Source organism: Cellulosimicrobium cellulans (assembly GCF_024124905.1).
GTDB classification, from domain to species: Bacteria; Actinomycetota; Actinomycetes; order Actinomycetales; family Cellulomonadaceae; genus Cellulosimicrobium; species Cellulosimicrobium cellulans_G.
The window spans coordinates 856,111-880,408 of record NZ_JAMXST010000001.1 but is presented as its reverse complement, the minus strand read 5'-3'; the positions used below and the strand labels follow the sequence as shown (position 1 = coordinate 880,408).

Annotated in this window: 19 protein-coding genes; 14 read left to right on the top strand and 5 right to left on the bottom strand. The window is 76.0% G+C overall.

Annotated elements, in window-relative coordinates; translation table 11 throughout:
• Positions 1-11: 11 nt before the first annotated feature.
• Complete coding sequence (locus NHH00_RS04005; protein ID WP_253050353.1) at positions 12-1,982, bottom strand: helicase HerA-like domain-containing protein; 1,971 nt, start codon at positions 1,980-1,982, stop codon at positions 12-14.
• Between the two features lie 84 nt (positions 1,983-2,066).
• Here NHH00_RS04005 and NHH00_RS04000 point away from each other — a divergent pair, with 84 nt between their 5' ends.
• The 4 genes from NHH00_RS04000 (at position 2,067) to holA (ending at position 8,130) form a co-directional block, all read left to right on the top strand.
• Positions 2,067-2,948, top strand: coding sequence for a DegV family protein (locus tag NHH00_RS04000; RefSeq protein WP_253050351.1), 882 nt, complete (start codon positions 2,067-2,069; stop codon positions 2,946-2,948).
• A gap of 168 nt (positions 2,949-3,116) precedes the next feature.
• Entirely contained in the window at positions 3,117-4,382 is a 1,266-nt protein-coding gene (locus tag NHH00_RS03995; protein ID WP_253050349.1) for a ComEA family DNA-binding protein, read from the top strand.
• Positions 4,379-7,069, top strand: coding sequence for a ComEC/Rec2 family competence protein (locus tag NHH00_RS03990; RefSeq protein WP_253050347.1), 2,691 nt, complete (start codon positions 4,379-4,381; stop codon positions 7,067-7,069). The genes NHH00_RS03995 and NHH00_RS03990 overlap by 4 nt, the downstream gene beginning before the upstream one ends.
• A 50-nt stretch (positions 7,070-7,119) precedes the next feature.
• The gene (holA, locus tag NHH00_RS03985; RefSeq protein ID WP_253050345.1) at positions 7,120-8,130 is read left to right on the top strand and encodes a DNA polymerase III subunit delta; all 1,011 of its coding nucleotides are present in this window, start codon (positions 7,120-7,122) and stop codon (positions 8,128-8,130) included.
• A 194-nt stretch (positions 8,131-8,324) separates the two neighbouring features.
• Here holA and rpsT read toward each other — a convergent pair whose 3' ends face one another.
• The 3 genes from rpsT to NHH00_RS03970 form a co-directional block, all read right to left on the bottom strand.
• Entirely contained in the window at positions 8,325-8,585 is a 261-nt protein-coding gene (gene rpsT / locus NHH00_RS03980; protein WP_253050343.1) for a 30S ribosomal protein S20, read from the bottom strand.
• 245 nt (positions 8,586-8,830) lie between these two features.
• Complete coding sequence (locus NHH00_RS03975) at positions 8,831-9,469, bottom strand: type II toxin-antitoxin system PemK/MazF family toxin (RefSeq protein WP_253050341.1); 639 nt, start codon at positions 9,467-9,469, stop codon at positions 8,831-8,833.
• 105 nt (positions 9,470-9,574) lie between these two features.
• Positions 9,575-10,153, bottom strand: a complete 579-nt coding sequence (locus NHH00_RS03970) for a type 1 glutamine amidotransferase domain-containing protein (RefSeq protein ID WP_253050339.1) — start codon at positions 10,151-10,153, stop codon at positions 9,575-9,577.
• Positions 10,154-10,357: 204 nt separating this feature from the next.
• Between NHH00_RS03970 and lepA the strand changes: the two genes are divergently transcribed.
• The 5 genes from lepA to NHH00_RS03945 all read left to right on the top strand — a co-directional run bounded on the left by lepA (position 10,358) and on the right by NHH00_RS03945 (position 18,176).
• Positions 10,358-12,250, top strand: coding sequence for a translation elongation factor 4 (gene lepA / locus NHH00_RS03965; RefSeq protein WP_290444608.1), 1,893 nt, complete (start codon positions 10,358-10,360; stop codon positions 12,248-12,250).
• Positions 12,247-13,584 (top strand): radical SAM family heme chaperone HemW, encoded by a 1,338-nt coding sequence (hemW, locus tag NHH00_RS03960; protein WP_253050337.1) that lies wholly within the window; start codon positions 12,247-12,249, stop codon positions 13,582-13,584. Before lepA ends, hemW begins: the two co-directional genes overlap by 4 nt.
• Positions 13,581-15,695 carry an acyltransferase family protein gene (locus NHH00_RS03955; protein ID WP_253050335.1) on the top strand — a complete coding sequence of 705 codons (2,115 nt, stop codon included), beginning with the start codon at positions 13,581-13,583 and terminating at the stop codon, positions 15,693-15,695. The genes hemW and NHH00_RS03955 overlap by 4 nt, the downstream gene beginning before the upstream one ends.
• A 163-nt stretch (positions 15,696-15,858) precedes the next feature.
• Entirely contained in the window at positions 15,859-16,959 is a 1,101-nt protein-coding gene (locus NHH00_RS03950; protein WP_253050333.1) for a hypothetical protein, read from the top strand.
• A gap of 116 nt (positions 16,960-17,075) precedes the next feature.
• The gene (locus tag NHH00_RS03945; RefSeq protein WP_253050331.1) at positions 17,076-18,176 is read left to right on the top strand and encodes a hypothetical protein; all 1,101 of its coding nucleotides are present in this window, start codon (positions 17,076-17,078) and stop codon (positions 18,174-18,176) included.
• Between the two features lie 78 nt (positions 18,177-18,254).
• Here NHH00_RS03945 and NHH00_RS03940 read toward each other — a convergent pair whose 3' ends face one another.
• Positions 18,255-19,118 carry a DUF3097 domain-containing protein gene (locus NHH00_RS03940; RefSeq protein WP_253050329.1) on the bottom strand — a complete coding sequence of 288 codons (864 nt, stop codon included), beginning with the start codon at positions 19,116-19,118 and terminating at the stop codon, positions 18,255-18,257.
• 155 nt (positions 19,119-19,273) lie between these two features.
• On the opposite strand from NHH00_RS03940, the gene NHH00_RS03935 reads away from it, so the two are divergent.
• From NHH00_RS03935 to NHH00_RS03915, 5 genes are all read left to right on the top strand, one after another.
• Entirely contained in the window at positions 19,274-20,737 is a 1,464-nt protein-coding gene (locus tag NHH00_RS03935) for an MFS transporter (RefSeq protein WP_253050327.1), read from the top strand.
• A gap of 79 nt (positions 20,738-20,816) precedes the next feature.
• A complete protein-coding gene (gene hrcA, locus NHH00_RS03930) occupies positions 20,817-21,833 on the top strand; it encodes a heat-inducible transcriptional repressor HrcA (protein WP_253050325.1) in 1,017 nt (338 codons plus the stop codon).
• Between the two features lie 133 nt (positions 21,834-21,966).
• Entirely contained in the window at positions 21,967-23,088 is a 1,122-nt protein-coding gene (dnaJ, locus tag NHH00_RS03925) for a molecular chaperone DnaJ (RefSeq protein WP_253050324.1), read from the top strand.
• Positions 23,089-23,101: 13 nt separating this feature from the next.
• Positions 23,102-23,914, top strand: a complete 813-nt coding sequence (locus NHH00_RS03920; RefSeq protein ID WP_253050323.1) for a 16S rRNA (uracil(1498)-N(3))-methyltransferase — start codon at positions 23,102-23,104, stop codon at positions 23,912-23,914.
• On the top strand, positions 23,911-24,273 hold the full coding sequence (locus NHH00_RS03915) for an HIT domain-containing protein (protein ID WP_253050321.1): 363 nt from the start codon (positions 23,911-23,913) through the stop codon (positions 24,271-24,273). Before NHH00_RS03920 ends, NHH00_RS03915 begins: the two co-directional genes overlap by 4 nt.
• Positions 24,274-24,298 lie beyond the last annotated feature (25 nt).

The window sequence follows — 24,298 nt, the reverse complement described above, 5'->3', positions numbered from 1 at the left end:
GCACGTGGGGGTCAGCGGCGGCGGGTGCCGAAGATGGTGCGGGTGAGCTCGCGGCCGAGCTGGGTGCCGGCGGAGCGGAGGAACGAGTCGAGCGGGCTCGACGACCGCGACCGGGACGACCCGCCCGATCCTGAGCGGCTCTTCGCCGCGTCGCGCTCGAGCTTCGCGCGCATCTTCTCCAGCTCCGCCTGCTCCTTCTTCGCCGCGCGCTCGGCCTCCTTGGCGGCGTCCTTGGCCGCCTTCTCCTGGGCCGCCGCCTCGGCCTCGGCGGCCGCGGCCGCGTCCCGCGCCGCCGCCTGCTCCTGCACGCGCACCTGCAGGAGCTCGAACGCGGACTCGTTGTCGACCGCCGTGCCGTAGCGCGCGAAGGCCGGCGACGCAGCCACGATCCCCTCGAGCACGGTCGTGGGCGCGGGCTCCATCGACGACTGCGGTGCCCGCACGCGCGTCCAGGCGACCGGGGTCGGCGCGCCCTTCTCCGTGAGGACCGTGACGACGGCCTCGCCCGTGCCGAGCGACTGCAGCAGCCGTTCGAGGTCGTACGGCGAGGTCGGATACGTCCGCACGGCCGCGCGGAGGGCGGCGGCGTCGTCGGGCGTGAAGGCGCGCAGCGCGTGCTGGACGCGGTTGCCGAGCTGCGCGAGCACGTCGGCGGGGACGTCCTTGGGGCTCTGCGTCACGAAGAACACGCCGACGCCCTTCGACCGCACGAGCCGGACGGTCTGCACCACTTGCTGGAGGAACTCCTTCGACGCGCCCGTGAACAGCAGGTGCGCCTCGTCGAAGAAGAAGACGAGCTTCGGCTTCTCCGCGTCCCCGACCTCGGGCAGCTCCTGGAACAGGTCGGCCAGCAGCCACATGAGGAACGTCGAGAACAGCGCGGGGCGGTCCTGCACCGCGGGCAGCTCGAGCGCGGAGATCACGCCCCGGCCGTCGGGTGCGGTGCGCAGCAGGTCAGACGTCGCGAACGCGGGCTCGCCGAAGAACACGTCCGCGCCCTGCGCCTGCAGGGCGACGATCTCGCGCAGGATGACCCCCGCCGTCGCGCTCGACACCCCGCCGATGCCCTTGAGCTCCGCCTTGCCCTCGTCGGACGTGAGGTACGCGATCGTCGACTGGAGGTCCTTGAGGTCGAGCAGCGCGAGACCCTGGGCGTCGGCCCAGTGGAAGATCAGCCCGAGGCTCGACTCCTGCGTCTCGTTGAGCCCGAGGACCTTGGACAGCAGCAGCGGTCCGAAGTCCGTGACGGTCGTGCGGATCGGCACGCCGGTCCCCAGACCGCCGAGCGAGTAGAGTTCGACGGGAAAGGTCGTCGGGCTCCAGTCCTGCCCGATCGACGCCGAGCGCTCCACGATCTTCTCGTTCGGCTCGCCGGGCACGGCGAGCCCGGACAGGTCGCCCTTGACGTCCGCGAGGAACACGGGCACACCAGCGGCCGACAGCCCTTCCGCCATGCCCTGGAGCGTCTTCGTCTTGCCTGTCCCGGTCGCGCCCGCGACGAGCCCGTGCCGGTTGAGCATGCTCAGGGCGAACCCCACCTGCACGTCGGCGCGCGGCGTCGGGTCGCCGCCCGGGTCGCCTTCGAGCAGCGCGCCGAGCGCGAGCGTGCCGCCCCGGTACGCGTAGCCGGTCGCGACCTCGGCGGCGTAGCCCTCGAGCGGCCCGGTGCCCGACGGCGCAGCCTCCTCGGCAGGCGCGCGACCCTCCGCGCTCGGCTCGGTGCCCGACGACGTGCCCCCCTCGCGGGATCCGCTCGCCTCGGCTGGACCGGCGGTGCCCGGGGGCGTACCGGTCGCCGACGCGTCGGCGCCCTCGGGAGCCGAGGTCTCGGGGGCCGTGTCGGCCCGCGCGGCCGCCTCCGCGGCCTCGAGGGCCGCCTGCGCGGCGGCGGCTCTGGCCTCGGCGGCCTCGGCTGCGGCCTGCGCGGCGGCCGCGCGCAGGGCGGCGAGCTCGGTCGGGGACTGTGCGGCGTCGTCGGCCATGCTCGGATCGTAGGGGCGGCACCGCGGGGGCGCAGCCGGGCCGGGATGCGCGACGGCCCGCGCGGGCCGTAAGGTGGCGCGGCCATGACCGACCACCACGTGCACGTCGTCACCGACTCGACGGCGTCCCTCCCGTCCGTCCCCGAGGAGCGGCTCCGGTCCGTCCCGCTGCACGTGATCGTCGACGACGAGTCCTCGCTCGAGGGAGTCGGGCTCACCGCCGAGGACGTGGCCGCGCACCTGCAGGCCGGTCGCCGGGTCACGACGTCGCAGCCGACGCCCCGGGCGTTCGCCGAGGCGTACGCCGCCGCCGTCGCCGCGGGCGCGCGCGAGATCGTCTCCGTCCATCTCTCGGGCGAACTGTCGGGCACGGTGCACGCGGCCGCGCTCGCGGCGGCGGACGCACCGGTCCCGGTGCGGGTCGTGGACTCCCGGACCGTCGCGATGGGGCTGGGCTTCGCGGCGCGGGCCGCCGCCCGTGCCGCGGGAGCGGGGGAGAGCGCGGACGTGGTCGCCCGGCGCGCCATCGAGGTCGCCGACGCGAGCCGCGCCGTCTTCCTCGTCGACTCGCTCGACCATCTCCGCCGTGGGGGCCGCCTCAGCGCGGCGTCCGCGGCGTTGGGGACGGTGCTCGGCGTGCGACCGCTGCTGGCCGTGCGGGAGGGCAGGATCGAGGTCGTGCAGAAGGTCCGGACCAGGGCCGCGGCGGTCGAGCGGCTGACGACGGTCGCCGTCGAGTCCGCGGCGCGCCGGGCGCTGCCCGCGCTCGCGGTCCACCACGTCGGGGACGAGGCGGGCGCGCAGCGGCTCGCGTCCGAGCTGACCGCCCGCACCGGCCTGGACGTCGTGGTCACCCCCGTCAGCGCCGTGCTGGGCGCCCACGTGGGACCGGGCGTGCTGGCCGTCGTCGTCGCCGAGCTCGCGGACCGCGGCTCGGGCGTCGAGGGCGGTTCGACCGCGCGCTGAGACCCGGGCGTCGCGGACCGTTCGACGCGCGCCGAGACCCGTCGGTCCTCCGTCCGCGGCGAGAGCGGGCCGGTCGTGGCCGTGCACAGGGCCGTCGACGGAGCGTCCCGTCCCCAGGAGCCTTCGACGAGCGGGATCCTCCCGACCCACGCTCCGTACGGTCGCGGCGTGAGCACCCCACGACCCGAGCCGCGTCAGCACGCCCGTCCCGGTCGCGACCCCGCCCGAGAGGGTGCGGTCGTCCGCCAGCGCCTGCGCGCGGTGACCGGGGCCGAGCGGCCCGCGCTCGCCTGGCACCCCGCGACCGCGGCGCTCCCGCAGCTGGGACCGCCGCACGACGGCGACGCCGCGCCCGCCGTCGACCCGTGGCCGGACGGTCTCCGCACGGCGGAGCCCGACCCCGTGGGCGACGGCGAGGCGCCCGCCCCCGTCGCGGAGCTCCCCGCACGCCGCAGCGAGCCGCTCATGCGCGAACGGGGCGGTCACCGCGGGCGTGGCCGTGCGGGGGAGCCGGAGCACGCGGGGCCTGGCTGGCTCCCGCCGCGTCCCGACGTGGACGAGGGTCGAGGCACCGACCCGGCGGGAGCACCCGGACCCCACGAGCCCGACGGCCTCGCGGGTCCGGACGGCGAGGCGGTCGACCGGCTGCGCTCCCGTGCTGCCCGGACCGCGTCCACGGCCTACACCGCGGCGTACGGGCACCCCACGTCCCACGCGGGGTTCGCGGGGCTCGGCGACGAGGGCAGGCGCCGGTGGGCGCTGCGGCCCCGGATCGCGGTCGCGGCGCTGGTCGTCGTGCTCCTCCTCGCGGCCGGGGTCGTCGTGCTGCGGTCCCCTGCCGGCGGCGTCACCCCGGTCGCGCCCCTCGACGCGGCGCCCACGGGCGGCTCCTCGACAGAGGCCGCCGGGACCTCGTCGGACGCCGACGGGACGGCGGGCGGCGCGGCCCCGGCCGGGGCGGGCGACGAGGACGCGAGCGCCGCGTCCGAGGGCGTGCCGTCGGGCGGGGTGGTCGTGCACGTGGTGGGCCAGGTCGTCGCGCCGGGCCTCGTGACCGTCGCCGCCGACGCGCGCGTCGCCGACGCGCTCGACGCCGCGGGCGGGGCGACCGCGGAGGCCGACCTCGCCGCGCTGAACCTCGCCCGGACGGTGACCGACGGCGAGCAGATCGTCGTCCCGCGCCCCGGCGAGGCGGTGCCCGCCGCGGGGTCGGCACCACCGTCGGGAGGGTCTGCCGCGGACGGCACGGTCGACCTCAACACGGCCGACGCGGCGGCGCTCGACGCGCTGCCCGGGATCGGGCCCGTGCTCGCCGAGCGCATCGTGGTGTGGCGGGAGGAGAACGGTCCGTTCACCACGGTCGACGAGCTCGGCGAGGTGAGCGGGATCGGGCCTGCCGTCCTCGCGGACGTGCGCGACCTCGTCCGCGTGTGAGCGACCTGCGGCTCGTCCCGGCGGCGCTCGCGGCGTGGGGGACGGCGTTCCTCGCGGCCGGCGCGACGCCGGCGGCGGCCCTGCGCGGTGCGTCGGTCGCCGTCGTGCTGCTGGGCGTCGTGCTCGGGGTGCTGCTGCTCGGAGGACGACGTGGCCGCCGCGGGACGCCGACGGCTCCGCGCACCGCCACCTCCCCGGGCGCCGCGCGCGTGCCGTCGGGGCCGGGAGACCGACGACGTCCGGCGCGCCCCGACCGGCCCACCCGGTCGGGGCGGGCCGGGAGCGTGCTGGCACAGGGCGCACTGGTGGTCGCGTGCGTCGCGGCGGTGCTCCTGTCCGCAGGGGCGCAGCTCGCCGACCGGCAGGCGCTCGCCGACGTGGCCGGCGAGGGCGCGACGGCGACGGTCACCGCGGTGGTGCGCTCCGCCGTCGTGCCGCGGACGAACCCGTGGTCGGGTGCCGCCGACCGTCACGAGGTGCGCGTCTCCCTGCGCGAGCTCACCGCGCGCGGCGTGACCACCGTGGCGGCCGGCACCGTCGTCGTGACGGGGCCCGGCGACGGCTGGGACGACCTCGCCTACGGGGCGGCGGTCGTGGTGACGGGCCGGCTGGCGGTCCAGGGCGACCGGACGTTGCTGCGGACGGAGGGGGCGCCGCGCGTCGTGGAGCCACCGGGCGCGTTCCTGCGCGGCGTGCACGCCATGCGCCGGGGGCTCCTCGATGCGACCGACGGGCTGAGCCCGCAGGCGCGGGGGCTCGTCCCGGGCGTGGCGGTCGGTGACACCTCGCGGCTCGACCCCGCGCTGGACGAGGCGATGCGGACGACGTCGCTCACGCACGTCACGGCCGTCTCCGGCGGCCACTTCGCGATCGTCGTCACCTGCGTGGCCGCGCTGTGCGTTCTCGCCCGCGCGCCCCGCGGGGCGCGCGTGGTCGTCACGGGTGCGGCCATGGTCGGGTTCGTCGTGCTGGTCCACCCGGAGCCCAGCGTGCTGCGGGCGGCGGCGATGGGTGCCGTCGGGGTGGTCGGCATCGCGCTCGGCAGGCCGTCGCGCGCCGTCGCCGCGCTCGCGGCGGGCGTCGTCGTCCTGCTCGTCCTCGATCCCGGGCTCGCCCGCTCGTACGGGTTCGTGCTCTCCGTCGCGGCGACGGCCGGGCTCGCGCTCCTCGCGGCGCCGCTCGCGCGCCGGATGGCGCCGTGGTGCGGGCGGACCGCCGCGCACGTGGTCGCGGTGCCCGTCGCCGCCCAGGCCGCGTGCGCCCCGGTGCTCGTGCTGCTCGACCCGAGCGTGAGCACCTGGTCCGTCCCCGCCAACCTGGTCGCGGCCCCGGCGCTCGGTCCCGCGACCGTCCTGGGAGTGCTCGCGACCCTCGTCGCGCCGTGGTGGCCGGGCGCGGCGACGGCGCTCGCGTGGGCCGCCGGGATCTTCACGGGGTGGATCGCCGGCGTCGCCGAGGCGTTCGCGGGTCTGCCCGGTGCGCGGCTGCCCTGGCCCGGGGGCGTCGGCGGTCTGGTCCTGCTGGCGCTCGGGACGGTCGTGCTGCTCGCCGTCGTGCTCCGGTCGCGCGCGCTGCACGAGGCGGGGGAGCGGCGCGCCCTCCGACGCGCGTCGTCGCCACCCCTGCGCGACCGCGTCGCCCGGACGGTCCGCGTCGCCCGACGGCGGGTGTCGGGCGGGCGCGGACGCCTCGCGTGGCCGGGTGCGGCGCCGCGGCGCCCTCGCCGGAGCCCGGGTCAGGTCGTCGCCGGCGGGGTCGCCGCGGCGGTCCTGGCGGTGCTCGTCGTCGTGCTCGTGCGACCGCTCGCCGTGTCGGCCGGACCGGTGCCGTCGGACTGGGCCGTGGTCGCGTGCGACGTCGGGCAGGGCGACGCCCTCGTGCTGCGCTCCGGGCCCCGGTCCGCGGTCGTCGTCGACGTGGGGCCACCCGGAACCGCGGCGGGCGGCTGCCTCGACCGGCTCGGCGTCGACCGGGTCGACCTGCTCGTCCTCAGCCACTTCCACGCCGACCACGTGGGCGGTCTCGACGCCGTCCTGCGCGGCCGCGCGGTCGAGCGCGCGCTCGTGACCGCCACGGCGGATCCCCCGGAGCAGGCCGAGAGGACGCTCGCCGCGCTCGCCGAGGCGGGCGTCCCGGTCCAGGTGGCGACGGCGGGCGCCGTCGGCAGCGAGGGCGGTGACGGCACCGCCGCGGGTGTGCGGTGGGAGGTGCTCCAGGCCGGGGTGGGCGGCGGACGCTCGGGAGCCGCGCGGGGACCCGGCCCGTCGCCCGCCGGGTCAGGTGCCGCCTCGTCGGGCGGAGCCCGGACGGAGTCCGACGGCGGGGCGAACGACGCGAGCGTGGCGCTCCTCCTGCGCGTGGCGGGGATGGACGTCGTCGCGCTCGGCGACCTGGAGGACGCCGGCCAGGCAGCCCTCGCGCGGACCCTCGCGCAGCGCGGCTCCGGACCCGTCGACGTCGTCAAGGTCGCGCACCACGGCTCGGCGACGCAGTCCGACCGGCTCGCCGGTCTGCTCGCCCCGACGGTCGCGCTCGTCAGCTCGGGCGAGAACACCTACGGTCACCCGACGGACCGGGCCCTCGACCTCTACCGAGGCGTCGGCGCGACGGTGCTGCGGACGGACGCCTGCGGGACGTTCGCGCTCGTCGTGCGCGACGGCGTCCTCGCCGCGGCGGGCTGCGGCTGAACGGCGCCGGCGTTTCTCGTCCGGTGGGTGGCTCGTGGGAGGCTGGTGCCATGCCCGCGCCGACCCGCACCGCCCGACCGTCCGCCGGCCCGTCGCTCGCGTGGGACGACGTCCGGCTCGCGCCGGTCGTGCTGGTGCAGGGCCCGGAGTCGCTCCTGGCCGAGCGGGCCGTGGACGCGATCGTCGGTCTCGCGCGCGAGCGGGACCCCGAGGTCGAGAAGGTCACGATGGAGGCCGCCACGTACCAGGCGGGGATGCTCACCGTCGCGGCGAGCCCGTCGTTGTTCGGCGAGGCGAAGGTCGTCGTGGTCGAGGGCGCGGAGGCGGCGACGGACGCGCTCGTCGCCGACGTCGTGGACTACGTCCCGACCGCCGACCCGGAGACGACCGTCGTCGTCGTGCACGGGGGCGGGGTGCGGGGCAAGCGCATGCTCGACGCGATCAAGGCCAGCGGGGCGCCCGTCGTCGCGGTCGAGGCGATCAAGAAGGACTCCGACAAGACCGCCTTCGTCACCGCCGAGTTCCGCCGCGCCCGCCGACGCATCGACGCGTCGGGGGTGCGCGCCCTCGTCGAGGCGGTCGGCAACGACCTCCGCGAGCTCGCCGCCGCGTGCAGCCAGCTCGTCACCGACACGGACGGCACCGTGAGCGAGGCCGTCGTGGACCGGTACTACGGAGGGAGGGTCGAGGCGACCGGCTTCCGCGTCGCCGACGCCGCCGTCGCCGGGAACGCGGGGGAGGCCGTCGCGCTCCTGCGCCACGCGCTCGCGACCGGCGCCGACCCGGTGCCGCTCGTCGCGGCGCTCGCCATGAAGCTCCGCGCGCTCGCGAAGGTCGGCGCGATGCGCGGCCGGGGCGGCGTCGCGGCCAAGGACCTGGGGCTGGCCCCCTGGCAGGTCGACCGGGCGCGCCGCGAGCTCGCGGGCTGGACCCCCGAAGGACTCGCCACGGCGATCAGCGCCGTTGCGCAGGCCGACGCGGAGGTCAAGGGCGCGGGCCGGGACCCGGTGTTCGCCGTCGAGCGCGCGGTCCTCACCATCGCGCGTGCCCACGGCCGCTGAGCGCGCGACGGGCTGTCGGCGCCGGACCACGGCTCTACCTCGTCCGACCACGGTTCTACCTCGGGCGGCGTGGGTGCTCTCCCGCCGCACGCACGGAGGGGCACCGACCCGTGCGGGTCGGCGCCCCTCCGTGGGAAGCCTGTGCGGCCGTCGTGACGTTCAGCGTGTCACGCCGACGCGGGCGAACCGTGCGCTCAGAGAGCGTTGACGGCCTTCGCGATGGCCGACTTGCGGTTCGCGGCCTGGTTCGCGTGGATGACGCCCTTCGAGACGGCCTTGTCGAGCTTGCGCGACGCAGCCTGGAGCGCGGTGCTCGCCGCCTCCTTGTCGCCCGCGGCGACGGCCTCGCGCACGCGGCGCACGTACGTCTTGAGCTCGGACTTGACCGCCTTGTTGCGCAGGCGAGCCTTCTCGTTCGTGCGGATGCGCTTGATCTGGGACTTGATGTTTGCCACGTGTGGACTCTCTGGTTCTGTTCGCCGGAGCGAGCGGATAGGTCGTAGAGGGCGGCCCTAGCTCCGGGACTGGGGTGGGGAACCCGTGGAGAGGTGCTGGGGCTGTGCCCGCCGACCTGGGCGGACACGCGACCACCAAGACTACCAGCGGTCGTGGTCCGAACTCCAATCCGCAGGAGCTCCCACCGGACCGCGGCGCGGCGTCGCCGCGCCGGGTCCCGGACGGACGCTCCCGCTCCGCGGGATCAGCGGTGCTGCGAGATGCCCGCCACCACGCGGTCGAAGACGTCGCGCCCCACGACGGCGCCCTCCCGTCGGACGGCGGCCGGGTCGACGCGGAGCACGCGGTCGAGCCGGACCTCGCTGTCGCGCCCCTTCGCGTCCCAGGGGCCCGAACCGATGTCGAGCCAGTAGCGGCCCCAGCGCGCCTCGTCGCGGGCGTCGCGCGAGTGGTCCTTGCTCGTGAGCATGACGCCCAGCAGCCAGGCGCCGTCCGACCCGACGAGCAGGACCGGCCGGTCCTTGCCCTGCGTGTGGTCCTCCTCGTAGGGCACCCAGGTCCAGACGATCTCCCCGGGGTCCGGGTCGCCGTCGAGCCGCGGTGCGTACTGCGCGCGCACCCGGCCCTCGTAGTCGCCGGGGTACCCGCCGACCGGTCCGTCGCCCGACCCGCCGCGCGCGGGCGTGCGGGGCCGGGTCGGGGACGACGGTCGCGGTCCCGGGCGCGGGGACGGGGTCCGCGCCGGCGACGGGCGCTCGCGTCCCGGCGCGCGCGTCGCGGCCGTTCCCGAGCCGCCCTGCGCACCCTGCGACGAGCGCGTGAGCCCGGAGACGACGGCGCGGGCCGCGTCGGTGAGAAGTCCCAGCCATCGGTTGCGTGCCACGCGCGCACCCTACCGGGCGGGCGGTGTCGCGGTGCCCGCAGCGTGCGGACGGCGTCGGTCCCCGCCGCAGGTCTCGGCCGCGGGACCCGTCGAGCACCGGCCCGCTCAGCCGGCGAGGACGGCGTCCACCTCGCGCAGGAAGGCGTCGAGGTCGCCGGGATCGCGCGACGTGACGAGCGTGTAGCCGTCGTCGTCGCGCACGACGGGGCGGTCCACCCAGGCCCCGCCCGCGTTGAGCACGTCGGTCTCGAGCGACGGGTAGCTCGTGAGGGTCTTGCCCTCGACCGCCGCGGCCTCGACGAGGGCCCAGGGCCCGTGGCAGATCGACGCGACGGGCTTGCCGGCGGTCGTGAACGCGCGGACGAGGCTCACGGCGTCGTCCTGCAGGCGCAGCGCGTCGGCGTTGATCGTGCCTCCGGGCACGAGCAGCAGGTCGTACTCGGCAGGGTCGGCGTCGGCGTGCGTGAGCGTCGGCGTGACGGTGCGGCCGGGGTCCTTGTCGCCGACCAGGGTCTGCACGTCGTCCGCGGACACCGCGGCGACGTCGACCTCCACCCCCTCGCCGCGCAGGTGCTCGAGCGGCACGACGAGCTCGTCCTGCTCGACGCCGTAGTTCGTCACGATCGCCAGCACGCGACGGCCGCGGGGACGGCCGGAGGTCCGGTGCGCGGTGTCCTGGGCCATGAGCGCTCCTCTCGTCGCCGGTCGGCCCGGTGCGGCCGGCCGGTCCTCCACGCTAGGTCGGCTCGCCGCGCCCCGCAGGGCGGGCGGGTGCCGGACGCCGGACGTGGGACAATGGATGCTCCCGCCCGCCCGAGAGCGACCGTCGGCGCGCCGCCCCCGAGCGCGCGGCCCGACCCGCACGCCACTCCCAGGAGCGCACCCGCGTTGTCCCCGATCCCCAGCGCCCAGCTGAGCACCCGCATCCAGCCCGCGGCCACGCCGCCCGAGCTGATCCGGAACTTCTGCATCATCGCCCACATCGACCACGGCAAGTCGACCCTGGCCGACCGCATGCTGCAGCTCACCGGTGTCGTCGAGCCGCGCGCCATGCGTGCCCAGTACCTCGACCGCATGGACATCGAGCGCGAGCGCGGCATCACGATCAAGTCGCAGGCCGTCCGCATGCCGTGGGCGGTCGTCGAGGACGGGGTCGAGACGCCGCACGCGCTGAACATGATCGACACCCCGGGCCACGTCGACTTCACGTACGAGGTCTCCCGGTCGCTCGCGGCGTGCGAGGGCGCGGTGCTGCTCGTCGATGCGGCGCAGGGCATCGAGGCGCAGACCCTCGCGAACCTGTACCTCGCGATGGAGAACGAGCTCGAGATCATCCCGGTGCTCAACAAGATCGACCTGCCGGCCGCGCAGCCCGAGAAGTACGCGGAGGAGCTCGCGAACCTCGTCGGCGGCGACCCGGACGACGTGCTCAAGGTCTCCGGCAAGACGGGCGCCGGCGTCGAGGCGCTCCTCGACCGGATCGTCGAGCGCGTGCCCGCCCCGGTGGGCGACGCCGACGCGCCGGCGCGCGCGATGATCTTCGACTCGGTCTACGACACCTACCGCGGCGTCGTGACGTACGTGCGCGTCGTCGACGGCAACCTCAACCCGCGCGAGCGCATCGTCATGATGTCGACGCGTGCGACGCACGAGCTGCTCGAGATCGGCGTCATCTCGCCGGAGCCGATCGTCACGAAGGGTCTCGGCGTCGGGGAGGTCGGCTACCTCATCACGGGCGTGAAGGACGTGCGCCAGTCGAAGGTCGGCGACACGGTGACGAACTCCGCGAAGCCCGCGGCGGAGGCGCTCGGCGGCTACTCCGACCCCAAGCCCATGGTCTTCTCGGGCCTGTACCCGATCGACGGCACCGACTACCCGGTCCTGCGCGACGCGCTCGACAAGCTCAAGCTCAACGACGCCGCGCTCAACTACGAGCCGGAGACGTCGGTCGCGCTCGGCTTCGGCTTCCGCGTCGGGTTCCTCGGCCTGCTGCACCTGGAGATCGTGCGCGAGCGCCTCGAGCGCGAGTTCGACCTCGACCTCATCTCGACCGCGCCGAACGTCGTCTACGACGTGACGCTCGAGGACGGGACGACCGTCAAGGTGACCAACCCGTCGGAGTTCCCCGGCGGCAAGATCAAGCAGGTCAGCGAGCCCGTCGTGCGGGCGACCATCCTCGCGCCGAGCGAGTTCGTCGGCACGGTCATGGGTCTGTGCAACGACCGCCGCGGGCAGATGCTCGGCATGGACTACCTGTCCGAGGACCGCGTGGAGCTGCGCTTCACCCTGCCGCTCGCCGAGATCGTGTTCGACTTCTTCGACCAGCTCAAGTCCCGCACGCGCGGGTACGCGTCGCTCGACTACGAGCCGTCGGGCGACCAGGTCGCGGACCTCGTCAAGGTCGACATCCTGCTCCAGGGCGAGCAGGTGGACGCGTTCAGCGCGATCGTGCACAAGGACAAGGCGTACGACTACGGCGTCATGATGACCGCCAAGCTCAAGGAGATCATCCCGCGCCAGCAGTTCGAGGTGCCGATCCAGGCGGCCGTCGGCGCGCGCGTCATCGCGCGCGAGACGGTGCGCGCGATGCGCAAGGACGTCCTCGCGAAGTGCTACGGCGGCGACATCAGCCGCAAGCGCAAGCTGCTCGAGAAGCAGAAGGAGGGCAAGAAGCGCATGAAGAACATCGGGTCCGTCGAGGTCCCGAAGGACGCCTTCATCGCCGCGCTCTCCTCCGACGCCGCGGGCGGCAAGGACGCCAAGGACAAGTCCAAGAAGTGAGCCCGGCCCTGCCCGACGGCGAGCCGGTCCCGCCCGACGGCTCGCTCCCCGCGTGGGTCGCGCCGGGCGGGAGCGGGTCCGTCGCGGGGGTGCCCGGCCCGACGGCGCCGCGCGGGTTCGGCGTCTACCTGCACGTCCCGTTCTGCTCGGTGCGGTGCGGGTACTGCGACTTCAACACCTACACGGCGTCCGAGCTCGGCGGCGGCGCGAGCCAGGCGTCCTACGCGAGCACGGCGCTCCTCGAGGTCGACCTCGCGGCGCGCGTCCTGCGCGACGCCGGTCTGCCCGAGCGGCCGGTGTCGTCCGTGTTCGTCGGCGGCGGCACGCCCACGCTGCTGCCCGCCGGCGACCTCGCGCGCCTGCTCCACGGCGTGCGGGACGCGTGGGGCCTCGCACCCGACGCCGAGGTGACGACCGAGGCCAACCCGGACTCCGTGACGCCGGAGTCGCTCGCCGAGCTCGCGGCCGCGGGGTTCACGCGCGTCTCGTTCGGCATGCAGTCCGCCGTCCCGCACGTGCTCGCGACGCTCGAGCGCACGCACGACCCGCGCCGCATCCCGGACGTCGTGCGCTGGGCGCGCGACGCGGGCCTCCAGGTCTCGCTCGACCTCATCTACGGCACGCCGGGCGAGAGCCTCGACGACTGGCGGGCGAGCCTCGAGGCCGCGCTCGCGACCGGCGTCGACCACGTGTCCGCGTACGCGCTCGTCGTCGAGGCGGGGACGAAGATGGCCGCCCAGGTGCGGCGCGGGGAGGTCGCGCTCCCGAGCGAGGACGACCAGGCCACGAAGTACGAGCTCGCCGACGAGCTGCTCACCGCCGCCGGGCTGACCTGGTACGAGGTGAGCAACTGGGCCCGCACCGACGACGACCGCTGCCGCCACAACCTCGCGTACTGGCGGGGCGACGACTGGTGGGGGATCGGGCCCGGCGCGCACTCGTACGTCGCGGCGCCGGGGGCGCTCGGCGCGGAGCCGACGTCCGTGACCGAGGACACGGGCGCGTCGGTCCAGGAGCCGCGGGTCGGCGTGCGATGGTGGAACGTGAAGCACCCGCGCCGGTACGCGGCGCTGCTCGAGGCGGGCACCAGCCCCGCGGCCGGGCGTGAGCTCCTCACGCGGGACGAGGGACGGCTCGAGCAGGCCATGCTCGGCGTGCGGCTGCACGAGGGTCTCGACCTCGCGGTCCTGTCCCCGGCCGGACGGCGCGCCGTCGCCGGGCTCGTCGCGAACGGGCTGCTCGACGGCCGCGCGGCCGTGGCCGGTCGCGGAGTGCTCACCCTGCGGGGGCGGTTGCTGGCGGACACGGTGGTACGGGAGATCACGGACGAGTGACGACGACCTACGAGGCACCTCGACCCGGGACGACCAATGCGGGGGCCGGTCGCCCGACGCTCGAGGAGCCTCGCGTCGTCGGGCACGTGCGGGCGCCCGGCGCCGCCCGACGGCCGGGCCGCCCGACCGTGCGCTACCGCCGGATGCCCGGGCTGGACGGGCTGCGGGCGCTGGCCGTCCTCGTGGTCGTCGCGTTCCACCTCGCCCCGGCGACGCTCCCCGGCGGGTACGTCGGGGTCGACGTCTTCTTCGTGCTCTCGGGCTTCCTCATCACGACGCTCCTCGTGCGCGAGCACCGCGACCGGCACCACGTGGGGCTGCGCTCCTTCTGGGCGCGGCGCGCCCGCCGCCTGCTCCCTGCGCTCGGGCTGGTCGTGGCGGTGTGCACGGCTGCCGCGGCCGTCGTCGGGGGTGACGTCCTCGTCGGCATCGGCCCCCAGCTCCTCGGCGCCGCGACGTTCACGAGCAACTGGGTCGACGTCGCGAGCGGGGCCACCTACTCGGGTGCGCTGCTCCCGCACCTCTTCGGCAACCTGTGGTCGCTCGCGGTCGAGGAGCAGTTCTACCTCCTGTGGCCGCTCGTCGTCGTGCTCCTGTGCGTCGTGCGGCCCCTGCGCCGCCGGGCGCCGTGGATCGTCGCCGGTCTGGGGCTCGTGTCCGCGGCCCTCATGGCGCTGCTGTACGCGCCCGGCTCCGACCCGACGCGCGTCTACGTCGGCACCGACACCCACCTCTTCGCGCTCATGGCCGGGGCTGCGCTCGCGTTCTGGCACGTGCGCCCGGTCCAGCGGCCCGACGTCGAACCCCGGGCCGGCGCCGACGCGTCCGCCCTCCTGCCGGGCGGGCCGCGCGTGCGCACGCCGCGCGGCCGGGTCGCCGTCCTCGGCGCCGGGGCGGTCGGCGCCGTCGTCCTCGTCGTCGCCGTCGCGACGATGCGCTGGGACGGCGAGCTCGCCTATAGCGGCGGGCTGCTCGTGTGCGCGGTCGCGGCGACCGCGGTGCTCAACGCCGTCGTGTGCCTGCCCGGCATCGGCGCGCAGCTCGACCGCGGTCCGCTCGGCTGGGTCGGACGGCGGTCGTACGGGCTCTACCTGTGGCACTGGCCCGTGCTCGTGCTCGCCGCGGCCGCGCTCGGGACCGTGGTGGGTCCCGTGACCCCGGGTGCCGTGCACCCGCTCGTCGTCGTCGTGACCCTCGCCGTGACGACCGTCGCGGCGGCGCTGTCCTTCCGGTACGTCGAGCGTCCCGTGCTGCGACGCGGGCTGCGCGGCGCGGCGCGCGACCTCGCCCGCCGCCTCCAGCCGACGCCGGGCGAGGCGGGGCCGCGCGTCCTCACCCGCCGCGGCTGGGCGCTGGCGGCGTCGTGCGCGCTCGTCGTCGGCCTCTCCGCGGCCGGGGTCGTCAACGCGCCCGCCACGACGAGCGTGGAGCAGCAGATCGCGGCGGGGGAGCAGGTCGCGCGGGCGACGCAGGCTGCACCGCGCGCCGCGGCGCCCGCGGCCGGCCCGGAGGTGTCGCCCCCGGCAGCGGGTCCCGACCCGGGCCCGGCCGACGCGCCCGCACCGGGACCCGAGGCGGCACCCGCCGAGGCCGCGGCGGCCCCGGTCGCGGCACCGACCGGCGACCAGGTGACCGTCGTGGGGGACTCGGTGACGCTCGCGAGCGCGCCCGCGCTCGCTGCGGCCCTCCCGGGCACGTACGTCGACGGCGCGGTCTCGCGCCAGGTCAAGGACGGGCCGGCGGCGCTCGCCGCCGCGCGCGACGCGGGCGCGCTGCGGCCCTACGTCGTCGTCTCCCTCGGGACGAACAGCACCGCGAGCGCCGCGGCGATGGACGAGCTGCTCGCGGCGGTCGGCCCCGGCCACCGCGTCGTGCTCGTCACCGGGTACGCCGACCGGCCGTGGGTACCGGGCACCAACGCCGAGATCGTCGCCGCGGCGGGACGGCACCCCGGTGTGGTCGTCGCGGACTGGTCGGCAGCGGTGGCCGCGGACCCGACCGTGCTCGGTCCGGACGGCGTGCACCCCACGGACGCCGGAGCGACGGCGTACACGGCGGTCGTCGTCGACGGCCTGACCCGTGCGGCGGCGCTGGGCTCCACGACGAGCTGACCCTCCGCGGCGTCGTTCCGGTCCGCCCGGCGTTTCCCCTCGCGCCGCCGTCGGAATCCCGACAGGCTGGAGGGCGACAGCGAAATGTGCGACCGACACACGACGTCCACATCCGGTGCGTGGCCCGGTTCCCCCGCGGCCCGTCGACCGACCGAGGAGACCCATGAGCGACAGCACCGCCGGCGGCCCGCCGCGCGACGAGAACGAGCCGCAGCTCCCGTCGGACGCCCCGGCGCCCGAGAACCCGTACGCGGCGGCCGAGCCGCCGGTCCCGCCGCAGGAGCCCGTCGCGCAGGAGCCGCCTGCACCGCAGGCCCCGCCCGTCCCGCAGACGCCGCACGCACCGGCGCAGCCCGCGTCGCCGCCCCCGGCCTCGCCGTCCGGTGCTCCGCCCGCGGGCGCGTACCCGTCGCCGGCCGGGCCGCCGCCGGGACAGCCGTACGGTGCCCCGCCGGCCGGTGCGTACCCGCCCCCGGCGGGACCGCCGCCCGGGCAGCCGTACGGCCAGCAGCCGCCCGGGCAGCCGCCCTACGGCGGGCAGCCCGGGTACCCGCCGCCGGCGGCGCCGTACGGGCAGCCGGGGTACCCGGGTCAGCCGATCCAGGTCCAGGACGCGTTCTCCTACGGCTGGAGCAGGTTCACGCAGAACGCCGGGGTCATCCTCGGCGGCGTCCTCACGTACGTCGTCGTGCTCGCCGGCCTGTCGGTCGCGTTCTGGGCGCTCCTCGTCGGCACGGCGACGACCACGATCGACCCGCAGACGGGCGAGATCAGCACGGCGGGCGGGTTCGCTTTCGGGTTCGGGACGTTCCTGTTCGTCGCGATCCTCGTCGTGCTCGGGTTCCTCGTCCAGGCCGCGGTGGTCAACGTGTCGCTCCTGGTCACCCGCGGGAAGAAGCTCGAGTACGCGGACTTCTTCCGGTACCCGAACCTCGGCACGGTGATCCTCGTGGCGCTGCTGATCGGTCTCGCCACGGGCGTGCTCGCGATCACGATCGTCGGGCCGCTCGTCTTCGTGTTCTTCGCCCAGTTCACGCTGTTCTACGTCATCGACAAGAAGCTCGGCGTCCTCGACGCGTTCAAGGCGAGCTTCTCCGTCGTGAGCAAGAACCTCGGCACGGTCGTGCTGCTGTTCCTGGGCGTGTACCTGGCCGAGCTCGTCGGGACGCTCCTGTGCTACGTCGGCCTGCTCGTGGCGCTGCCCGTCGCCCAGATCGCGACGGCGTACGTGTACCGCCGGCTCAACGGCGAGCAGCCCGTCTGAGGCGGAGGGTGGCACTGCTCCCCGCGCGCCCAGGCCCCTGAGCAGCCAGGATAGGACCGAGCACGTCGAGGACGCGTGCTGCCCGCAGCACGTGACGACGAGGAACGAGGTGCACGATGACGGACCCCACGAACCCGGGCGGTCAGCCGCCCCGCGACGACGAGCCGACGCCGGCGGACGGCTCCGGCGCTCCGGAGCAGCCCACCCAGCCGCCGGCCGGTCCGAGCCCGGCGACGCCCGAGGGCGACGTCCCGCCCGCGTCGCCGTACGGCCCGGGCGGCGCGACGCCGCCGGACCCGTCCGCCGCGCCGTCGGGGCCGCCCGCGTACGGCGCGCCGGAGGACCCCGCCGCGCCGCCGTCGGGCCCGCCCGCCTACGGCGCACCCGGGGCGTACGGCGCTCCCGCGGGCGCACCGGGCGACCCCGCGGCCCCGGGGCCGACCGCCCCGCCGCCGGGCGCGTACCCGCCCCCGTCCGGCGCCTACCCGCCGCCGCCCGGCTCGTACCCGACCGCGGCCGGCGGCTACGGCGCCCAGCCCGGGTACACGGGGCCCGCCTTCGCGGTGGGCGAGGCGATCTCCTACGGCTGGCGCAAGGTCACCTCGAACCTCGGGCCGTGGATCCTCGTCGCGCTGATCTTCCTCGCGGTGAACGTGGCGTGGAGCTGGATCACGGGCGGGTTCGACCAGTTCCAGGACCAGTACGACTTCAGCGACACGAACTTCGCCGCCGTCAGCGGCATCACGTTCACGAGCATCCTGCTCGGGATCGTGGGCACGGTCATCGGCTACCTGATCACCGCGTTCTTCACGCGCGGCGCGCTCGACGAGGTGGACGGGCGCCGCCCGGACGTCGCGGCGTTCTTCCGCCTCGGCAACGTCGTCAACGTGCTGCTCGCGGCGCTGATCGTCGGCATCCTCACGGGCGTCGGCTTCGTGCTGTGCATCCTGCCGGGCTTCGCGGTGCTGCTCTTCTCCGCGTTCGTCTACTACGTCGCGCTCGACCAGGGCGTCGACGCGATCACGGCGATCCGGACGAGCTTCTCGCTCGTCGCCAAGAACTTCGGCCAGGTGTTCCTGCTGCTGCTCGCGCTGTTCGGCATCAACATCCTCGGCGCGATCCCGTGCGGCCTCGGCCTGTTCGTCACGATCCCGCTGAGCTACGTCGCCGTGGGCTTCGCCTACCGTCGCCTCACCGGGGGCGTGCCGGCCGCCTGACGGCCGGTCGTCGTCGTTCACCACGCCCCGGTGCCGCCCGTCGGTGCCGGGGCGCGGCGCGTCCGGACCGGGGCGAGGTCAGGACGCCGTGACGAAGTCGATGAGCTCCTCGACGCGGCCGAGCAGGGACGGCTCGAGGTCCGCGTACGTGCGCACGGTGCCGAGGATGCGCTGCCACGCGCGGCCCACGTCCTCGGCGGTCTCCGCGGGCCAGCCGAGCTCGCGCAGGATGCCGCGCTTCCACTCGGTGCCCCGCTCGATCACGGGCCAGCGCTGCAGGCCGACGCGCGCGGGCTTCACGGCCTGCCACACGTCGACGTACGGGTGCCCGAGCACGAGCACCGTGCCCGCGGGGGAGCGGCGGACCGCGTCGTCGGCGATGCGGCGCTCCTTGCTCCCGGGCACCAGGTGGTCCACGAGCACGCCGACGCGGCGCTGCGGCGTCGGGCCGAAGTCGGCGAGCGCCGCCGCGAGGTCGTCGACGCCGTGCAGGGGCTCGACGACGACGCCCTCGACCCGGAGGTCGTCGCCCCACACCTTCTCGACGAGCTCGGCGTCGTGCTTGCCCTCGACCCAGATGCGGCTGCCGCGGGCCACGCGCGCCCGCTGCCCGACGACGGCGCGCGAGCCGGACGCGGTCCGCGTCGGCGCGGCGGGGGCGCGGGACGTGACCGGGGCGGTGAGCTCGACCGGCTCGCCGTCGACCCAGAACCCGGGCCCGAGCGGGAACGTCCGCGTCCGGCCGGCGCGGTCCTCGAGCACGACGACGTGCATCCCGCCCGACTTCTCGACCCGCACGACGGCGCCGACCCACCCGGTCTGCACCTCCTCGACGACGAGCCCCCGCTCGGCGGCCTGCGGTCGGGACACCGGCCGCGCACGATGATGAACGGGGGCGGGCGTGCCGCCGAGGACGTCGAACCCATAACGATCGAAAGCCACGCCGTCACCCTAGGGGAGCGCCGGACGCACCCCGGCGAGATCGGCCCGTGCGTCGCGACATCGACCTCCCGAGGGTCGATCTCGGACGCTCGGGTCGATCTCGGCACGCGGCGCCCGCCGCGCGCGGTCCCGGGGAGGGGTGGTACGACGGAGCGGTGAGCCCGCAGCGCGCCGAGCCGGACCCGAACCGCTGGCGCGTGCTGCCCGTCTGCCTCGCGGTCGGCTTCGTCACGACGCTCGACGTGTCGATCGTCAACGTCGCCCTCCCGTCGATCGAGTCGTCGCTCGACGCGGGGCCGACGCAGCTCCAGCTCGTCGTCGCGGGCTACACGCTCGCGTTCGGGCTCGCGCTCGTGCCCGCCGGCCGGCTCGGCGACGCCGGCGCCCGGCGGTCCCTGTTCATCGCCGGGCTGGTCGGGTTCGCGCTCATGAGCCTCGCGTGCGGGCTCGCGCCGACGGACGGGTGGCTCGCCGCCGCGCGGCTGCTGCAGGGCGTGAGCGCGGGCGTCCTCAACCCGCAGGTCGTCGGGCTCATCCAGCAGCAGTTCTCCGGGTTCGAGCGCGGCCGCGCGTTCGGGATGTTCGGCGCGACGATCGGGGTCTCGACGGCGCTCGGCCCGCTGCTCGGCGGCCTCATCATCGCGGCGGCGGGCTCCGCGGACGGGTGGCGGTGGGTCTTCCTCGTGAACCTCCCGGTCGTCGCGGTGCTGCTGCCGTTCGCGTGGCGCCTCGTGCCCGCCCCACCGCCCGGCGCCGCACGCACCGCGCGGGGCCCGCGTCGCCTCGACCTCGTCGGGCTGGCGCTGCTGGGCGCGGCGACGCTCGGCGTCATGATGCCGTTCGTCACGACGACCGGCCGCGGCGACGACGCCTCGCGCTGGTGGTGGCTGGTCGTGGCCGCCGCGGCGGGGTTCGCGGCCGTCGTCTGGGAGCGGCGGTACCAGCGGCGCACCGGCGAGGCGGTGCTCGACCCGCAGGTCGTCGGGCTCGGGTCGTTCCGCAACGGCGCGCTGCTCGGCCTCGCCTACTTCGCGGGCTTCACGGGCATCTTCCTCGTGGTCACCCTCTACCTGCAGGACGAGCTCGGCTACACGCCGCTGCAGGCGGGGCTCGTCGGGACGCCGTTCGCCGTGGCGTCCGGGGTGTCGGCGTGGTTCTCGGGGCGCTGGGTCGCGCGCTGGGGCCGGCAGCTCGTCGTCGGCGGGCTGGCGCTCGTCCTCGTCGGGGTCGTCGTGGCCGACGCCGTCGTGCGGCTGCTCGGGGACGACCCCGCCGCCGTCGGGCCGGCGCTCGCGGGCGCCCTGCTGGTCGCCGGGGCGGGCAGCGGGACGGTCATCGCGCCGAATCAGACCCTCACGCTGTCCGAGGTGCCCGTGAGCCGCGCGGGCGTCGCGGGGAGCATGCTGCAGCTCGGGCAGCGCATCGGGTCGGCGGTCGGCATCTCGATCGTGCTCTCCGTGTACTACGGGGGCCTCGCGGGCGGCGACACGGCGGCGCACGCGACGGGGAGGGCGCTGCTCGTGACGATCGTGCTCGTCGCGCTCGCGCTCGTCGTCGGGCTCGCCGACCTGCGTTCGCGGCGAGCGGAGGACCGCGGGACGGGCCGCGCGGACGCGTAGGATTGGCACTCGGAGGTCGAGAGTGCCGACGCCCGCGCGCCCGCCCGGGGCGGCGACGGTGCGGCACACGGAGGTGGACGTGAGCGAGGAGCGCCGGCTCGAGGTGCTGCGTGCGATCGTCGAGGACTACGTCCTCACGCGCGAGCCCGTCGGGTCGCGCGTGCTCACCGAGCGGCACGGCCTCGGCGTGTCGCCCGCGACGATCCGCAACGACATGGCGGCCCTCGAGGACGCCGGGTACATCGCGCAGCCGCACACGTCCGCGGGCCGCATCCCCACGGACAAGGGCTACCGTCTCTTCGTCGACCGGCTCTCGGGCGTCAAGCCGCTGTCCGCGCCGGAGAAGCGCGCCATCGAGACGTTCCTCTCCGAGGGCGTGGACCTCGACGACGTCATCGCGCGCGCCGGCCGGCTGCTGGCGCAGCTCACGGGCCAGGTCGCGGTCGTGCAGTACCCGTCGCTGAGCCGGTCCGGGCTGCGGCACCTCGAGCTCGTGCCGGTCGGGGACTCGCGCCTGCTCGTCGTGATCATCACCGACACCGGGCGCGTCGAGCAGCGCACGCTCGAGGTCGCGAGCGTGCCCGACGAGGGCACGCTCGTGGAGGTCCGCGCGCGGCTCAACGCCGCCGCGGCCGGCAAGCGCCTCACCGACCTCGCGCCGGGGCTCGCCGCCGTGACGGAGAGCTTCCACCCCGACGACGCCCCGCTCGTGCGCGCCGTGGGCGACCTCGTCGCCCAGACGCTCGCGGAGGAGAGCGAGGAGCGCCTCGTGCTCGCCGGCACGGCGAACCTCGCCCGCGCGGGCATGCGGTTCGAGCATGCGCTGCGCCCGGTCCTCGAGGCGCTCGAGGAGCAGGTGGTCCTCCTCGGCCTGCTCACCGAGATGGCCGCGGAGTCCGGCGTGAGCGTCCGGATCGGGCACGAGACCCAGCTCGAGGGTCTCGTCGAGACCTCCGTCGTGACGACCGGTTACGGTAACGACGGTGACACGGTCGCCCTCGTCGGCTCGATCGGGCCGACGCGCATGGACTACCCCGGGACCATCGCGGCGGTGCGCGCCGTCGCGCGCTACCTGTCACGGGTGCTCGGCACGTGAGCCTCGCCGCGGCCTCCCCGCGCGCGGCAGGCATCCACGACGACCGACCTCGTGCCGGTCTCACGACCCGCACCAGACCCTTCACGACCGGCCCCCTGCCGGCCTCACGACCCGCACCAGCAGAGAGTGACGTGTGAGCGACTACTACGAGATCCTGGGCGTGGCGCGCGACGCCAGCCAGGACCAGATCAAGAAGGCGTACCGCAAGCTCGCGCGCGAGCTGCACCCCGACGTCGCGGGCGAGGAGGCGGGCGACCGCTTCAAGGACGTGGCGCGCGCGTACGAGGTGCTCTCCAACCCGGAGAAGCGTCAGCAGTACGATCTCGGCGTCGACCCGAGCGCCCCCGGCGGCGGCGCCGGCCCCATGGGCGGCGGGTTCGGCTTCCAGGACATCTTCGAGACGTTCTTCGGCGGCGGCCAGGCGCAGCAGGGGCCGATCCCGCGCGCCCGGCGCGGCCAGGACGCGCTCGTGCGGCTCGACATCGACCTGTCCGAGGCGACGTTCGGCGCGCAGCGCGAGCTCCAGGTCGACACGGCGGTCGTGTGCGGGACGTGCGGCGGCTCGTGCTGTCGCCCGGGCACCTCGCCCCGCACGTGCGACGTCTGCCACGGCCGCGGCACGGTCCAGCGCGTGGCGCGCTCCTTCCTCGGCCAGGTCATGACGAGCGCCCCGTGCGCCGCGTGCCAGGGCTTCGGCACCGTCATCCCCGAGCCGTGCGCGGAGTGCTCTGGCGAGGGCCGCGTGCGCAGCCGCCGCAGCATCACGGTGAACGTCCCCGCGGGCGTCGACACGGGCACGCGCATCAAGCTCACCGCGCAGGGCGAGGTCGGTCCGGCCGGCGGCCCCGCGGGCGACCTGTACGTCGAGATCCGCGAGCGCAACCACGACACGTTCGTGCGCCGCGGCGACGACCTGCACTGCACGCTCCAGGTGCCCATGACCGCGGCCGCGCTCGGCACCGTCCTCGAGCTCGAGACGCTCGACGGCGCGCAGGAGATCGACCTGCGCCCGGGCACGCAGCCGGGCCAGATCGTCACGCTCAAGAACCTCGGCGTGGGGCACCTGCACGGCAGCGGCCGCGGCGACCTCAACGTCCACATCGAGGTCCAGGTGCCGCGCGAGCTCACCGAGGAGCAGGAGCAGCTCCTGCGCTCGCTCGCCGCGATGCGTGGCGAGGAGCGGCCCGAGCCGCGCCTGTCGGCCGCGCACCCCGGCGTGTTCTCGCGCCTGCGCGACAAGCTCTCCGGGCGCTGAGGGGAGCGGTCGCGTGAGTGCTCCGGTGTTCCTCGCCGAGACCGGGCTCGACGCCGTCGCGCCCGGCGACCGCTACGTCCTCGACGGCGCCGAGGGCCGCCACGCGGGCGTCGTCCAGCGCCGCGGGGCGGGCGAGCGGGTCGACGTCGTGGACGGCGACGGCCTGCGCCTGCGCTGCGTCGTCGAGCACGCCGACGCGGGCCGCGTGACCCTGCTCGTCCAGGAGGTCGACCGCGAGCCCGCGCCCGCCGTCGTCGTGACGCTCGTGCAGGCCCTGGCCAAGGGCGACCGCGACGAGATGGCGATCGAGGCGGCGACCGAGATCGGGGTCGACGTCGTGGTGCCCTGGCAGGCGGAGCGCTCCGTGGTCGTGTGGCGCGGCGAGCGCGCCGCGAAGTCCCGTGCGCGCTGGCTCGCGACGGTCCGCACGGCGACCAAGCAGGCGCGGCGCGCGCGCCTGCCGCAGGTCGAGGTGGCCGTCGACTCGCGCGGCCTCGCGGCGCGCGTGACCGACGTCGTCGCGGCCGGCGGGCGGGCGATCGTGCTGCACGAGGAGGCCGTGACGCCGCTCGCCGACGTCGCGCTGCCCGACGGCGCGACCCGACCCGGCGGGGTGGCGCCCGAGGTGCTGGTCGTCGTCGGCCCCGAGGGCGGGATCTCCGACCGCGAGGTCGCCGACCTCACGGCGGCCGGCGCGGTCGCGGCCCGGCTGGGCCCGCACGTGCTGCGCACGTCGACGGCCGGTCCCGTCGCCGTCGCCCTCCTCGCCGAGCGGCTCGGCCGCTGGGGCGTGGCGGCCGGGCCTGGACTAGCCTCGGGGTCATGACCAGCACCGACGTACGCACGGACCCGGACTGCCTCTTCTGCCGCATCGTCGCGGGCGAGCTACCTGCCGACGTCGTCGCGACGAGCGACCGCGCGATCGCCTTCCGGGACATCGACCCCCAGGCCCCGGTGCACGTGCTCGTCGTGCCGCGCGACCACCACGGCGACATCGCCCAGCTCGCGGCGGCCGACCCGGGCCTGCTCGCCGACGTCGTCGCGCTCGCCGACGAGGTCGCGGGCGACCAGGCCGACGGCCAGTTCCGCCTCATCTTCAACTCCGGCCCGCGCGCCGGGCAGAGCGTGTTCCACGTGCACGGGCACGTCATCGCGGGCGCGGAGCTCGGCTGGACGCCCGCCTGAGCCCTGCGCGAAAGGACGTGTGGCG